Consider the following 15,972-nt stretch of genomic DNA (forward strand, 5'->3'; position numbering starts at 1 on the left):
ATTTCTTTGATTTTCATCTTAATGATACTTTTTATCATGGTCGTTGAGATAGGTTTATTAGCCATAACTTTGTGATTTTTAATCACAATTTACACTAAAAAACTAAGCTCAGAACTGTTCAGTTTGCACCGGAATCATCTGTTCAGTTTGCACCGGAATTACCTGTTCAGTTTGCACCGGAATTACCTGTTCAGTTTAGGCCGGAATTACCTGTTCAGTTTAAACCGGAATTACCTGTTCAGTTTAAACCGGAATTACCTGTTCAGTTTAAACCGGAATTACCTGTTCAGTTTAGACCGGAATTACCTGTTCAGTTTAGACCGGAATACCCACCATAGAAATCAATTAACTAGCTATCTCATTCAAAAAGATAACTAGTTAATTCATGTTACTATTGCTAAAAAGTCGTTTAGATTAGATGATTCTAAAGTATAAACATCAAGTTTTTTAAACTGAAAATCAATTATTTTTGGGTAAATTCTATTTTATTAAGTTACAGATATTCAAGTAGTTCTTTTAGCTTTTGAGTATTAGAATTATTAATAGTAAGAGCTGAATTGTAAGTTACCTTTGGTTCTCCTGGTATTGTTAAAAAGAAAGCCATAGCTTCTACTTCAGAGCCATATTTATCTACTAATTCACATTTTGCCTCCTTCATAGCTTTCGTAAACAAGTTTAAATTTTTTTGTTTAATTGACTCATAGTCAAATCCTTTTTTAAACAGAGGTACAATTTGTGTATCATAAAAATCAATAAGCACATCAATAAAGTTAGATAAGCCATAGACGATATCATCTTCATCAGAAACATAACACCACTCTTCTGCAACCCATTCATAATTTTGATGTATTGTTTTTAAACTTTGTTTGGTTGAAACTGCAGTATAACCTGTTAGGCAATCATTATCTAAAATAATAGATAATCCATAAACTTGTTCTTTTTTCTTTTTAAAAGAATGATACAGATAATCAAATTCATTAATAACAGCTGTCTTTAAGTCTATCAAATGCGTGTCATACCACGTGTCAAAAATTGGGTTTTGATTAGTTTCTTGTGCTTTAGAAGACCAATATGTATTGGCTTGACAAACTCGACTTACATCATCTAGCCCATCCTTCCCTAAAGAAAGATCCAATTTAGTACAAAGTAGACCATGAAGTAACGCTAACTCCTCTCTTATTTTTTGTTCACATATATAACTTGATATAGCCTTATGCTCTTCTTCTTGTGTTTTATTTTTGCTTGGATCAGAATAGTATGTCTTTATTCTGTCTATAGATCGTACAAATTGATCTAGAGAAGCGATAATCTTTAAAGTCTCCTCTCCTGTTAATTTAATTTCCTTATTATTTGGATTCATATTTCCTCTTTTTTACTTCTATCTCTAGGAGATTTACCAAAGTGTAAGATAAGTATAAAAACAGATTTTATATATCCCTGATATTATTGATTTTATATAGTATCTATATTCTTTATTAGAATATATTTCTCCTATTATACGTTTATAATTAACTTTAACTCGATAGAAACCTGTAAATATATACCCTCATTGGGATGTATAATTCCTAAAGTAATTATATGCCTACTAAATTTAACTCCTTGCTTATATTTTTAAAATAAGGAGTCATTGAATACTGAAGTATTCCACTATAAAACTACTAACTTTGGTATAAAAGTGAATTAAAATTTACTTTATGGATAAAGCTCTATTAATATTAATCTAAATTATTATATCAGTAAATAACCCGCTTAAAAAATGCTGTAGTCTACCTACAGCATTTTCTTTTTACAACTGTTTAATCTTTTCTATAATAGCTCTTACATTATCATTCTTAGGATCTAGTGCTAGGGACTTTTCATAGTTCAGTAGCGCATTCTTATAATCTTTATTTAAATAATAAGCCTCTGCTAAGCTATCGTATAAATTAGCATTACTACTATCATTTGACACAGCTAATTTGAATATATCAATAGCCTTATCTATTTCATTAGCATTGATTAACTCATATCCGAAATTGTTCAAATAAAAAGATCCAGATAGATAATGATTAGTATCCTTCTTTAAGGTTTGGTACTTCCTTTTAGCAGATTTAAAGTTCTGTTTAAACTCAGTAGATAATAAAGACACAAGATTAATCTTAGGATACATAATCAGCTCTGTTTCTATTTGATTATAGAGATGCCCCCAATCATCTTGAGCAACTTCAGAATTGTTATTCATAATCACTATCATTCCGTAACTGGAGTCAGGACAAATTAGTATACCACTTTGAACACCATTAGACGTTCCTGTTTTTCCATGATAAGCCCCTTCTTTTTGTCCATAGCCTACATCCCATAAATATCCTTTATCATCTCCTTCTACCTCATCTTTGAACAATAAACGAGAAGACTCTTTTATAAATGGAGATTGATCTTCTAATTGAAACTGCATGAACTTAATCAAATCTGGAAAATTACTTATCATTCCATGGGATCCGCCTAACAAAGGATTTTTTAGCAGTGGAGCAATCTTTCCATTCTCATCAAAACTAATTGCTAATTGCTCTCTATACTTTTCATATTCGTATAGATGGGTATTAGGCAAATCAAGTTCCACTAGAAAATCTTGTACTAAGTCCTTATATGATTTGTGATATACCTGCTCTAAAACATAAGCTAAAAGCTCCGGTCCTACTGAATTATATTCATATAGCGTTCCTGGTTTCTTATCTAGCTCCACTGTCTTTAGTTCCTCTAGTAAATCAGGCATCTCATACGCAAAAGCATTATTTTCATACTTCCCTTCCCTTACTTCCTGATATATTGTAGCTAACCTTTCAGGAGCCTTATCTTTAAGCCCTAATGTATGAGTCAATAAGTTTTGGATAGTAATAGGAGTTCCCTCAAACTGAAGGTTAGGGTAATCGCGATCTAGATACATCTTAATGTCATCATCTAAAGATATCTTATGTTCTAAAACTGCTCTAGCAACTAAAGAACCAGTAAATGTCTTAGTAATTGAAGCGATTTCATACAATGTATTATCATTTGGCCTTTGTTTCGAGACCGAATCTAACACTCCATAGTACTGCTTATAAACTTCTCCATTTCTATAAATAGCTATAGCTAGTGAGTTTATATTTCCTTTTTGTAGAGTTTCATTTGCATACTGATCGATAATACGACTAAGCTCTTGAAATGATTTACTTCTCTTTTGTTTGGTCTCTTTCCTAATCTCACTCCACAGACTAACTATACTTCTATTATCATCAGTATTAAGTTTGTTATACGCAGAACTAGCTATCCCAGTCAATGGAATACAAAAAAGAACAAAGGAAGTAAGTAATTTATTTCTCATAAACTAAAGATACACTAATTAAAGTAGTTAGTACTACATCTACTATAATTGAATTTATCTTTTTGAAACAGTCCTAAAAGATTATTCAGTCATTACATCAATATACATATTTACAAAATCAAATAATACGCTCGCTTTTATCTCTCTAAAAAAATCATAACCTATATTACCATCTAATATCCTGGGATGTGCACTCATAAGTCTTATGTCATATGCTAATATTTGTGATCCTTTAGAATAATTAATTGGCTTATCCTGCAATTTTATTTGGGTATCTTTTACAATATCATAAGGAATATCCTCTTTCATTTTAGTTATTGTACTTGCATTTAATGGCTTTTTATAAGCAAAAGTATCCACCTCTATCTTGTTCTTATACCTATTATAAAAATTTGTATCTATTTCCACAAATGCCTCTGCTCCTGTATCTACAAACCCAACAAAAGGAATATCATTTATTTTAATCTGAGCATATAATTCATTATTTCTAAAATAGATGTTTTGTTCTTTTTGCCTCTTTAAATCCTTAGGAAATACTATTTTTTTCTTATTCACGTCAATTACAAGTCTTTCTAAGGCAATCATTGTAGGCAAACCCACTACTACATCTGTTCGTTCAATAAATCGCTTAATTTTATCTAATCTATTAGATTCTTGTATTGATGATTTAGTAAACATAGACATAACATCATCTTCAAATACTGTTACAGGTACATTATACAATGTAATTCCACCAAATGAAATAGAATCTGCAAGATAATTTTGAGCATCTAAATCCTGACCATTCATTAATGTTTTGAATTCATCATTAGACTCAGAAAACTGTATCTTTCTTAACCCCATCTTCTCTGCTAGATGTTTTCTTACTGTGAAATATTCAGATACACCTGTATCAAATGCTGTCTTATGTTTTTGTCCATTGTAAACTATGTCAAAAGTTATCACATCTTTATCATCAAATTCTACTGAATTCAAACTATCAGATCTAACTATTCTAAGTTCTTTTTCTTTACTAAGCGTTTTTATATAAACATCCCTAGTTTTAAAAAAATACTGCCATTGAGATAATCCTTCTCCATCAAGATTACCATTTTCAACAATCTCTTTGAATGCCCTTTCACTTACTTTTAAAGCTTCTTTAAATTTATTTGCTTTTATATATAGAAGGCTTAGTTCATTACAAAATTCTGGCAATCTCGTATTATCATGAGATATAATTTTTTCAATATAAAGAATAGCAGTATCAGTCTGTCCTCTATAAACAGCTGTTTTATATTTATAAAAGTAATCTATAAATTCAGTCAATATTTTATCGCTAACTAATTGATCATAGAGGGGTTTTGCTGTAAAAAAATCATCATTAATCAGTGAATTATACAATTCTAAACCTCGGGAATATATAGTAGCCTGTTCTTTTTCAGTATTATTTTGTCCAAAACAAAACACATTTACCCCTAATAGAATATATATAATTACTGTTTTTTTCATTATCTCTCTTTTAAAACAAAAACTAATATATACTAGTTCATTAATCTATTTACGATATAAAGTTTTTTATAGATTAAATCATCTGATATAGAACTAACTTTTATTGAGTATTTTCAGTTAGTTACTAGGCTTCTGAAATTTGTTAAACCTTTTAAACAAATGTATAAAACAAGAACATCCATAAAATACCGTTAAGATGGTATTTTATGGATGCTTATATTAAATTCATTACTAGAGTATACCCTATAAAAAACAAATAAGAAACTTACCTACACCTCCTGCAACTCAAACATCATCTTAATCTGCTTATCCTTTAAAAAAGAAGGTAGAAGCTTAAAAGCAGTATTGCGAGCGGTGGTGATAATAGGATTGCTCAACTGAGCGATTTGACCTAGCTTCCAACTTTCACAAACGATGCCATGTGCCTTTTTACGACGAATAGCTGTAAAACTTTGGAAAGCTTCCTCTAAAGAGACTTTTTCTAAAAGTTTACTGATAACGTACACATCCTCGATACCTTGGCAAGCTCCTTGGCCTAGATTAGGAGTTGTCGCATGAGCAGCATCACCTATTAGACAACTCTTGCCTAAAGACCACTCTTGTATCAGCGGCAAATCATATATTTTGTTTAAGAAGATCTCCTCTTCTGCTGTTTGCATTATCATGTCTTTGACTAGAGGACAACAATCTTTTATCAGCGTATTCAGGTCTTTATTTTGAAGATATTTATCTTCATTGACTAAGAAATACCAATATACTTGCTTATCTAATAGCTTCACAAAACCAAAGCGATCTCCTCTGCCCCAACCTTCTAGGGCAATATTATTATACTTATCAGATAGTTCAAAATCAAGCACACCACGCCAGCACACTTGCTTAGCATCTCGTAGCGTATATTCACCATATAGAGCCTGTCTAACCTTAGAGCGTATTCCATCAGCCCCTATTACGTATTCATGAGATGCACTAGTACCATCTGTAAACTGAAGAGTATATAAACCATCATCACCCTGATTAAGCTCCTCTAAGCGCTTATTTAGTATAATATGCTCCATACCCACCTCATCTACTAAAACTTTGTGTAATTCGCTTCTATGAATCGCTACATTAGCTAATTGATACTTCTTTTCGAATGGAGTTAAATCAGATTGTGTAAGTACTTTCAGATTCATATCTGTCAACATCACTGTAGAAATACGAGTTCCTCTTGGAGTCAATTTATCAAAAATTCCAAGATGACGGTAGACCTGCATTGCATTATTTGCGATAGCGATACCAGCACCTACTGGCTTTAATTGCGCTGTAGATTCATACACAACAAAAGAAATATTTGCTTTCTTTAAAGCTATTGCCATAGTTAACCCTGCTATACCTGCACCAATAATTGCTACTTTCATATCTCCTTGATTTACTTGATAATTACTGCTATTCTTTTAATCTTACAAAGTGTAATAACCTCATTAGGCTAAAAAACATCTCAATACAAAACTACGACTCTTATCATTCTATATTTCTCAAGTGGGAACTTATTTCCACTTTCTTCCTAAAATGTCTTAAAAGGTCCATTTTATTCCAAAAAACTCCATTTTAAAAACCACAAACAACTGAATATAAATATATAAATAAAAACTTAAGATGTTTCGCTTCGGAGGCTCTGCGGAAAAGTTCAGTACTTGTTCGGAAAGAGAGGCTATTTTCCGAAGACTTTCAAATGGCTTCCAAATGAGTTCCCGAAGAAAGTCTTCTAAACCTCTTTTAGCCTTCTTATCTAGCAATGAGATTTATGTAAATATTTTGGTTCAATTTGAGACTTGCTAATTACTATCTTATTCTCTTGTAAACTGTAGCCTTATCGTTATTAATCAACGTTAACACATCATCTTTTACAGTAAAGTTAGCCTTAAGATAAACCTCAGCGCCTTGTTTTTTATCAGATTTTAATATCAAATCTTTGTTCTCTACTTCATAAACACCTTGTTGGTAGCTGTTTTGTTCACACATCTTTACAACTTGAAAGCTTTTAGCAGCTTCAAAGTACAAACGCTCTTTATTCTCCACATTCTCCCATGTACCTGTAAACTCATCCTTCTTAAGATATTTATTATTTAGTGTAGTCAATAGTACAAAAAACCAATGAATACCACAGGGATATAAAGATACTTCACTTTGCTAAACTTAGTAAACCAGTTTGGTCTCTCAACTGTATCAAACAAAGGTGGTTCTTGAATAAGTAACTTAAAAAACACCTTATAATCAGAAACAAATATAAAAATTCCCATAGCCAATAATAATGTAGCCATTCCCTTAGCACCTTCAATATCATAGGCAAAGTCTACCATCACAATATTAACCATATAAGTCAAGAACAAGATTACACCTATACGAGTAGTCTTTCTGAAAAATAATAACAAAGAACTCGCAATTTGCGTAACCGCTATAATAGTCCCATACCAATATGAATATCCATAGTAATACCACGTCAATTGAAATCCTGATAATGAAGAAATAGGTTTATCATACACACTAGGTTGGGTAGTGAACTGTGTTTCTAATAACTTGGCAAAGGCATAAGAGATAATAATAGTAGCAATAAAATACCTACAAAAAGTGTATAAGTATAAGTGTAATTTTTTTAGATCCATTTTTCAATCTGGGTTAGTTAGGTTAGTTGATAAAAACAAATCTAAATTAATTTCTTTAACTACAAATAAAAATATCAGAAAAGCATTTAATTCACATATCGAACTAAAAAAAGCGTTATAACTAATTGTCATAACGCTTTTCTTTATTTATCTAGATTATTTCTTTTCTGGTTGATCCTTCACATATTTTGGAGGAACTGTACTGTCATCCCCATCTACAATACGATTAAAGTGGAAATGAGGTGCTACCATTTCTATATCATTTTCTGCAAACACATCTTGTGCATGTTGACGCAAATCTGAATATACTTTAGATGACAACTTAGCATCGCGAATATAGACATTCAACTGATATTCTACATAAAAGTCCTGGAACTGATCTTGGAATATAAAAGGTTTTTGTCTCTTCATTACATGTTCTGTTCTACTAGCTACTTCATAAAGCATCTCATGTACCTTTTGCCATGGTACGTGATATCCAGCACCGATAGTCAAATACAATATCAAACCGTGTTCTCTAGCAGATTGTGAATAATTGACTGTCTGAGCAGTCATAATATTAGAGTTTGGTATCGTGATTACCTCATTCTTAGGAGTCTTAATCCTAGTAACTAAAGCTGTTTTCTCTAATACATCTCCAGTAAACTCCCCTAACTTAATACGATCTCCTAGTTTAAAAGGACGCATATACGTTATCACTAATCCAGCTACTAAGTTACCTATTACAGAAGTAGATCCTAATGACAGCATAATACCTGCAAATACCGATACTCCTTGGAATATCTGTGAATCAGAATTAGGTAAATAAGGGAATATCAAGATAAACATAAAGATGAATAACAACCCACTAACTAAATTATATGTAGGAATAGCCCAATCTGGATAAAATCCTCTAATAACTATTTTATGAGTCGCTATCTTATCTGCTAGAGATCTTACAAATTTTTGTATATACCTAAATATAACCACAATGACTACTATAGTAAATAACTTAGGCATATAAGCCATTATACTTCTTCCTACAGATCTAAGGGGGGATAACACATACTCTAACAGCTGATCTGATAAATGCTTAGTATAAGGAAATAACTTAAATACAGCTAGCAATCCCATATAAAGCACTATAAGAACTATTAAAAACTTTATAATCTTAGCGATAGACATAGTAGTCAACATCGCTCTTTGATCATCAATTATACCAAAAATACCTTTGATTTTCTTACCTCTTTGTCTCCATATCATCACTCTAGAGACTCTGTATCCATAGCGAATCCACTTTAAGATAAAGAACTCTACTATTAAAATAGCCACAGCACCTGCTATTTGCATCAATATTTGTTGCCAACTAGTATTGTGTAATTGAGTTTCTACTGCACTAATAATTTGTCCTCGATAATACTCCGCTGCTTCTACTCTAGTTTTGTTCTCTTGAGCTGCTTGTAGACTATCTACACTCATCAATATCTCGTTTTTATACACGATATTTAAATAAGTACCTTCATCTGATAATTTAATAGAATCTCCTTGGAACAGATAATTATCTGCTAACATCGAGATTTTACTCTCTATTGATTTAGCACGTTGTTTTGAGGTAAACGAACCAATATTTCCATACACATTAAACAATGTATCGTTAAAACTTAATACAGGTGTTTTCTCCATTCTCACGAATGAAGTTTGTACAGTATCAATTGGTTCTTTCGTGTTATTTTTCTTTTTACCAAACACAACTCCTGCCATAAGAACAGCAGTTAGTACAATAAAAAATCGAATATTAAATATGTTAAATCGCATAGAATACAATCTTGAAATAAAAGTAAATGTAACAATAATAAAAAGACAAAAACTATACCGTTTGTGATTTATCAGGAGGTTTTAACGTCTTTCTATAAGGATATGGTTGGCTTATGATTTATAATACACAACAAATCAACTTCTTAAATCAACATAAAAAGAAGAAAACAAAATCACAAACCACAAAAAGACAAAATCACAAAAACCAAAAAAGGATGCCCTTAAGCATCCTTCCTTTTTAATATCTCCACGCTAAAATGCGGCTTATTTTATTTCCTTGTTCCATATTGATAATGCGAACTTCTTTGGTTTCTGAGCGTTTAAGTAACGACTGCAGAGGTTTCAAATTGTCCTTATTAGACACTAGTGTAGTAAACCACACAGCCTGTCTCTTAAAGTGTTTACTCTCGTAAATGTAATTTGTGATAAAAGCTTTTTCTCCACCTTCACACCACAACTCATTATTCTGTCCACTAAAGTTCTGTACAGGTTTCCCAACTACTTCTTTTCCTAGATTCTTTAACTTCTTCGTAGTAGTAGCTAGTACCTCAGCTCTAGACTTAAAGAATGGAGGATTACAGATCACTACATCAAAGTACTCTTTATCCTCAATGATATTCTTTAGTATATTTCTTTTAGACAACTGCTTGCGTATCGTCACATTACTCTTTAGGTGAGGATTGTTCTCTATGATGTGACTTGCCGTTTTCACAGATACCACATCTACTTCAGAACCTACGAACTCCCATCCATATTCTGCTACTCCGATGATAGGATAAATCACATTAGCCCCTATTCCTAAGTCTAATACTTTAACTCCTCTTCCAGTAGGAACCTTACCATTATTCCCTTCTGCTAATAAATCCGCTATGTAGTGAATATAATCTGCACGGCCAGGTATAGGTGGACAAAGATTAGTCTTAGGCATTTCCCAAAACGTCATCTTGTAATCCTTCATTAAGATTGCCTTGTTTAATAATACAACTGCCTCAGGTATTGCAAAGTCAATAGTATCTACTCCTGAAGGGTTCTTAATAATGAAAGCTTCCAACTCTGGTACAACGCTTTTCAGTTGATCAAAATTATATAACTCTTGATGTTTATTGCGCTGGTGCAACTTCTTCTTCGTATTCTTACCGTCTTTCATTATTCTATTATTTGCTGCAAAATTAGGTTATTTAAAGGATTTATAAAGCTTAAAATAATAATTATACAAAACATAGTGAATAGTTCCCTCAATAAAACATCTCTTTGACAAATTTGTTTTGAGTTCGCTTTAATTAATTCAATATTTTTAATAGAAAAAATGAAAGACAAAAACGAATTAAAAAATATTGAGAAGTATAGAAAAGAAATCAGTCACAAAACTGATAGAGAGCTGTTAGAAGAAAAAGCTTACTTTACCTTTGCTACCTATAGAGTGACTGAAAAAATATACTTAATACTGTATATATGGTTTATACTATCATTTATAGGAATATTATGTGCAATACTTACCATATTTATTATTGGAAAACAGTAATCATTATCACTTTCCTTACTTTCTAATCAATAACTTAATAGAATTAGAAAACTTTAATCACTTTTATCTAGTTATTTCTATCAAATGCCTTTAATTTTACGCTTCACTTAAATACCAGAAGAACATGAAAGTTGGAATTGATAGTTTAGCATACTATATCCCTAAGATTCATTTACCTATAGAAACATTAGCCATTGAGAGAAATATAGATCCAATGAAGCTAATCAAAGGACTAGGACTACAAAAAATGGCTTTGTTAGACATCTATCAAGATGTTATCACAATGTCAGCCAATGCTGCACATAGCTTATTAAAAGACAATCCTACTGTACAACCAAAAGATATAGCGAAGATTTATGTAGGAACAGAAAGTGGAGTAGACAATTCTAAACCTATTGCATCTTACACATTAGGTCTTCTAGAACAGATTTATGGAGCGGGAACGTTTAGAAACTGTGATGCAGTAGACCATACTTTTGCTTGTATTGGTGCAGTAGATGCTATGCAGAATGCTATTGATTTCGTAAAAGCAAATCCTACTAAGAAAGCTATTGTTATCGCTACAGATTACGCGAAGTATGACTTGGCTTCTACAGGTGAGTACACACAAGGCGCTGGTGCTATAGCAATGCTTATTACAGCTAATCCTCGTATGTTAGCGTTTAACTCTCAGACTGGTGTAGCTACGGAGAGTGTATTTGACTTCTTTAAGCCATATCGCGCTATAGAAAAACAAGCAATCACAGGAAACTCAACGAATGATACTTGGTTTGAAATAGAAGAAACAGAAATCTCTATTCACAAAGACCAACCAGTATTTGAAGGGCAGTATTCTAACGAATGTTATATCAACAGAATAACGGAAGCTTACGCAGACTTTAAGAAGCAAAATAACCAAGAGTGTATCATCGTTTATAAAGATTGGAAGGCTATCTTAATGCATTTGCCTTACTGCTTTCAAGGACGTAGAACATTCCACGAAATAGTATTACAAGAAAACCCAGAATTAGTAGACAAAACAGCTGCTGATGCGAAAGATCAAATTAAGGCTTTTGCTAAGTCTGAGGCATATATGGAGATTGTAAAGAACAAGATCGCTCCTTCTGAAATAGCATCTGGTGAAGTAGGTAATATCTACACTGGATCTATCTTCTTAGGACTGCTATCTACATTATCACACTTCAGCGATACTAAAGAAAATATCACAGATACAAAACTTGGTTTTATCGCTTATGGATCAGGATCTAAATCTAAGGTATTCGAAGCAGAAGTACAACCTAATTGGGCTGCAGGTATGCCGTCTGTATCTATCTTTGACACTCTAAAAGAGTCTCAAGCTATAGACTTTAATACTTATAGTGCTCTACATAAAAAAGAGCAAAAAACAGCTGTATCAGCTCCGTCAAACGAGTTTGCAATTGATTATATCGAAGCTTCTATACCACACTTGGTTGGAGCTCGTTACTATAAATTTGTAAAATAGTACTTTAATACTAATAACCATAAAGGGCTGTCTATTCAGGCAGCCCTTCTAGTTTACTCCCATTCTGCAATAGTCGTGATACCACTTTTGGCTTTATCTCCTAACTTTACTTTTATCTTTGCATCTAAGGGCAAGAGTAAGTCTACTCTAGAACCAAACTTAATAAATCCCATCTCTTCACTTTGTCTAGCCATTTTACCTACTGTTAGATAATTCACAATTCGATTAGCCAATGCACCAGCTATTTGTTTAGCGAGTACCTCTCTCCCATTCTTGTGCTTATATACTACAGTATGGCGCTCATTCGCTGTTGAGGACTTAGGATGCCAAGCTACTAGATGTTCTCCTTTGTGATATTGGCTATAGACAACATTTCCCTCTATAGGATTGCGATTTACATGTACGTTAAGCACACTCATAAAGATAGAAACCTGAATACGTCTATCGCTAAAGTACTCATCAGGTTCTACTACTTCGATAACCACAACCTTCCCATCACAAGGTGCTAGTACTAGATTATCTCCTTGTAACAACTGTCTATTGGGAATTCTAAAAAAAGAAACTATTAATCCAACTATACTTGTACTTCCTATCAAAAGAACCAACTGTAGCCACCAATAACGACTATCAATGAAGATATACGATAATAAATTCAATATAATAAAACTGTTTATAGCAACGAAGATTGAACCTCTTCCTTCTCTGTGTATTCTCATATCACTGATTTTAAAAATATTAACCTAGCTTACTAATCATCTTAAGAAGACGAATATGGGAAGAAGTACTTGACCAATAAGATATGGCCAAGTACATAATTTACTTGCGATTAGTAGATATAAAGTTGTTGAGAAAGGAGATATCAGGTTATCTCATGTGTTCTACTTGTATTGTCTATTTTATGCTTCTAACTGTTTTTGTGTAAATACAACTTTATTGACAAGTAAATTTCATTATTTAGGGTGTATGAATGAGTAATAATCACAACATAACCAATTTATTATTCATAACTATACTCCCCTATAATTAGAGGTTCCGACTGGATTCGAACCAATCTACTGGCTATTGCGTAACCAGGCCTAACCACTCAGCCACAGAACCTAATTGTGCTACAAACTTATACTCTTCTAGTACAACCTTAGTAGCACAGATATTTAATATTATACTAGTCCAGTTTGTACTATCTATGTGTCAATTTATTAATCACCTCAGATACTCCATTAGTGATAAACACCAACTCTTCTTCTGTTAGTTCCGTATGAATTGGTAGAGATAACACCCTTGCCGTTAAATACTCTGTATTAGGTAAAGAGTATTCTCTATCCTTTAGCTCCTTAAACATCTCTTGTTCATGACATGGCACTGGATAATAAATCATACTTGGAATACCTATATTGGCTAATTCAGCGTGTACCTCATCTCTATTTACTCCTTCTAAGATCATTGTATACTGATGATATACGTGATGGCTATACTCAGGTTCATAAGGCGTAATAATATGCGGATTAGAAGAAAAAGCCTCGTTATAGAAAGCGGCTACCTCTCTTCTCTTATCACAATATTTATCTAGGTATTTTAATTTGACATTTAGCACTGCAGCCTGTATAGAATCTAGACGGCTGTTTACTCCTACTATCTCGTGATAATAGCGTCTTTCTGATCCGTGATTACAAATCTTTTGCATTGTATGAGCCAGAGTATCATCATTAGTCAATATCACTCCTCCATCTCCATAAGCTCCTAAATTCTTAGAAGGAAAGAATGAAATACAACTAACTGTTCCCATTGTCCCTGTCTTTCTACCTCCGCTTTCATTGATATAACTTCCTCCTATACTCTGAGCATTATCTTCTATCACAGCAATATTATGCTTATTCACTACTGTTAAAATAGCATCCATATTAGAACACTGCCCATATAGATGTACTGGAATAATCGCTTTTGTTTTATCTGTAATCGCCTGTTCTAAACTTGCTATATTGATGGTAAAAGTATCTTTATCCACATCGACAAAGACAGGAGTTAACCCTAGTAAAGCCACTACCTCTACCGTCGCTATAAAAGTAAAAGAAGGAGTAATCACCTCATCACCTGGCTTTAATCCCAATGCCATTAATGCTATCTGTAGTGCATCTGTTCCATTAGCACAAGGTATTACGTGTTTCACACCTGTATAAGTAGCTAAGTTCTCCGTAAACTCTTTAACTGCTGGACCATTGATAAACGTACTAGTCTTAATAACCTCTTCTATTCCCTTGTCTATTTCACTCTTTATTTGCTCATATTGACGTTGCAAATCAACCATTTGTATTTTATGCATTTCCACCTATTTTATCGTTACCTATATAAGCCCCCTAATGACTAGTAGTACTTTAAAGGTTATCCCTTTTTAGTAAGACAAAAGTAGAGTGAATAGATAGGTATTATATGGTCCAGTTTTTAGAAATACCACCTTATATAGGATGACTTCTTCTTTACAAAAAAATCTGAGTTGATTACACATATCCGAGTTTTAGTTACAGTTCGAGCCTTCTTTAAGTCAAAAAAACAAACCTTTGGTCTACTAATACTAAAACAAATAACTATGAGTATAGTTAAAGATATAAATTCAATATGGGTAAGTAATAGACAACATAGAACCTGGCTTGATATTCTTAAGTTTTGGAAGAAAAGACCATGTCCTCATGTTAAACTACCTACTCCTCTACACCTAATAGATTCGTGTAAAGGACTTGTATTAAACAATCAAAAAGTCAAATCAATCTTATTCTCTACAGATATAGCATTAATCGAGAACAATGATTCGGATGCTATACTAGCAGTATACCCGTTTGCACCCTCACAGAAGATTATCAAGACCTTGATAGAGTTTTCTAACAAACCTGTTATCTGTGGTATCGGAGGAGGTATTACACAGGGAGACTTCGCTATCACTATGGCCAAGAAAGCTGAAGCTTTAGGAGCGGCGGCTGTTATCGTTAATCAGCCTTTTAAAAATGAAGATATTGCAGAAGTGAGCAAACATATCAGCATTCCGATTATCTCTAGTGTATCCACTATCAACTTTGATTTTAAAGCACGTATTGAGGCTGGAGTATCTTGTTTTAACGTGACAGGAGGCACAGAGACCTTAAAGATAGTAGAACACATCAAAACAAACTATCCCAATGTAGCAGTAATCTCTACAGGAGGTAAAACAAACGAGTCTTTAAGAAAAATAGCCCAAGCCAAAGTAAATGCTATTATCCTTACTCCCCCTTCTAATGGAGAGTTATTCCGTTCTATTATGGATGGGTATAGAGGAGAGTAATTTTTCTATAATATTGTAAGACAAGTCTTAAACCTATTTCTTTTTATCTTTTACTTTTTTGTCTTGACACCAAAAAGTAACAAAAAAAGTCAAGGCTGTAATTCCTAAACGATCAATTACGACACAAATTCTTAGAACTAAACAAACTCCCTACGGTCAAACACTGTTTAGTTCTTTAGAATTTGCATCTATTGATACTCGTTTATCCATTAAGGCCATTATACCGCTTCGCAAGATTATTACGGTTAAACAGTCTACCTATAGAGTGCTTCACAACATTAAATCGTTTTGATTAGTTAATTTACCTGTTACCTCTCAAAAAACACTTCTCCTTTAGATTTATTTACTTCAACAATAACTTCAATTAATTACATCTTTTGGATTTTAGCGAAATAG

The 15,972-nt window shown here is 32.7% G+C and carries 13 protein-coding genes and 1 tRNA gene; 3 read left to right on the forward strand and 11 right to left on the reverse strand.

The features are described 5' to 3' along the window. Positions 1-493 precede the first annotated feature (493 nt). The 8 genes from BMX53_RS06945 to rlmF all read right to left on the reverse strand — a co-directional run bounded on the left by BMX53_RS06945 (position 494) and on the right by rlmF (position 10,411). A complete protein-coding gene (locus BMX53_RS06945; RefSeq protein ID WP_074745312.1) occupies positions 494-1,360 on the reverse strand; it encodes a DUF4303 domain-containing protein in 867 nt (288 codons plus the stop codon). Positions 1,361-1,786: 426 nt separating this feature from the next. Then, positions 1,787-3,340 carry a serine hydrolase domain-containing protein gene (locus BMX53_RS06950; protein WP_083394391.1) on the reverse strand — a complete coding sequence of 518 codons (1,554 nt, stop codon included), beginning with the start codon at positions 3,338-3,340 and terminating at the stop codon, positions 1,787-1,789. Between the two features lie 81 nt (positions 3,341-3,421). Then, positions 3,422-4,828 carry a retropepsin-like aspartic protease gene (locus tag BMX53_RS06955; protein ID WP_074745313.1) on the reverse strand — a complete coding sequence of 469 codons (1,407 nt, stop codon included), beginning with the start codon at positions 4,826-4,828 and terminating at the stop codon, positions 3,422-3,424. Positions 4,829-5,097: 269 nt separating this feature from the next. Beyond that, positions 5,098-6,225, reverse strand: a complete 1,128-nt coding sequence (locus BMX53_RS06960; protein WP_074745315.1) for an FAD-dependent monooxygenase — start codon at positions 6,223-6,225, stop codon at positions 5,098-5,100. A gap of 424 nt (positions 6,226-6,649) precedes the next feature. Then, positions 6,650-6,946: a hypothetical protein gene (locus tag BMX53_RS06965; RefSeq protein ID WP_074745317.1), complete on the reverse strand. Its 297-nt coding sequence runs from the start codon at positions 6,944-6,946 to the stop codon at positions 6,650-6,652. Further along, positions 6,943-7,470, reverse strand: coding sequence for a hypothetical protein (locus BMX53_RS06970; protein WP_074745319.1), 528 nt, complete (start codon positions 7,468-7,470; stop codon positions 6,943-6,945). The genes BMX53_RS06965 and BMX53_RS06970 overlap by 4 nt, the downstream gene beginning before the upstream one ends. A 156-nt stretch (positions 7,471-7,626) precedes the next feature. Then, positions 7,627-9,264 (reverse strand): mechanosensitive ion channel family protein, encoded by a 1,638-nt coding sequence (locus BMX53_RS06975; RefSeq protein WP_074745321.1) that lies wholly within the window; start codon positions 9,262-9,264, stop codon positions 7,627-7,629. 238 nt (positions 9,265-9,502) lie between these two features. After that, positions 9,503-10,411 carry a 23S rRNA (adenine(1618)-N(6))-methyltransferase RlmF gene (rlmF, locus tag BMX53_RS06980; protein WP_074745323.1) on the reverse strand — a complete coding sequence of 303 codons (909 nt, stop codon included), beginning with the start codon at positions 10,409-10,411 and terminating at the stop codon, positions 9,503-9,505. A 159-nt stretch (positions 10,412-10,570) separates the two neighbouring features. Here rlmF and BMX53_RS06985 point away from each other — a divergent pair, with 159 nt between their 5' ends. Both BMX53_RS06985 and BMX53_RS06990 read left to right on the forward strand, forming a co-directional pair. Beyond that, positions 10,571-10,786 (forward strand): hypothetical protein, encoded by a 216-nt coding sequence (locus BMX53_RS06985; RefSeq protein ID WP_074745325.1) that lies wholly within the window; start codon positions 10,571-10,573, stop codon positions 10,784-10,786. 124 nt (positions 10,787-10,910) lie between these two features. Beyond that, positions 10,911-12,269, forward strand: a complete 1,359-nt coding sequence (locus tag BMX53_RS06990; RefSeq protein ID WP_074745327.1) for a hydroxymethylglutaryl-CoA synthase family protein — start codon at positions 10,911-10,913, stop codon at positions 12,267-12,269. A 53-nt stretch (positions 12,270-12,322) separates the two neighbouring features. Here the strand turns inward: BMX53_RS06990 and BMX53_RS06995 are convergent, their stop codons facing one another. From BMX53_RS06995 to BMX53_RS07000, 3 genes are all read right to left on the reverse strand, one after another. Further along, complete coding sequence (locus BMX53_RS06995; protein ID WP_074745329.1) at positions 12,323-12,985, reverse strand: phosphatidylserine decarboxylase family protein; 663 nt, start codon at positions 12,983-12,985, stop codon at positions 12,323-12,325. Between the two features lie 311 nt (positions 12,986-13,296). Then, a tRNA-Cys gene (locus tag BMX53_RS19080) sits at positions 13,297-13,367 on the reverse strand. 79 nt (positions 13,368-13,446) lie between these two features. After that, positions 13,447-14,571, reverse strand: a complete 1,125-nt coding sequence (locus tag BMX53_RS07000; RefSeq protein ID WP_083394395.1) for a DegT/DnrJ/EryC1/StrS family aminotransferase — start codon at positions 14,569-14,571, stop codon at positions 13,447-13,449. Positions 14,572-14,850: 279 nt separating this feature from the next. On the opposite strand from BMX53_RS07000, the gene BMX53_RS07005 reads away from it, so the two are divergent. Further along, complete coding sequence (locus BMX53_RS07005) at positions 14,851-15,576, forward strand: hypothetical protein (RefSeq protein WP_074745333.1); 726 nt, start codon at positions 14,851-14,853, stop codon at positions 15,574-15,576. Positions 15,577-15,972: the final 396 nt, after the last annotated feature.

Origin of the sequence: Myroides marinus, from assembly GCF_900109075.1 — a bacterium.
Classification (GTDB): domain Bacteria; phylum Bacteroidota; class Bacteroidia; order Flavobacteriales; family Flavobacteriaceae; genus Flavobacterium; species Flavobacterium marinum_A.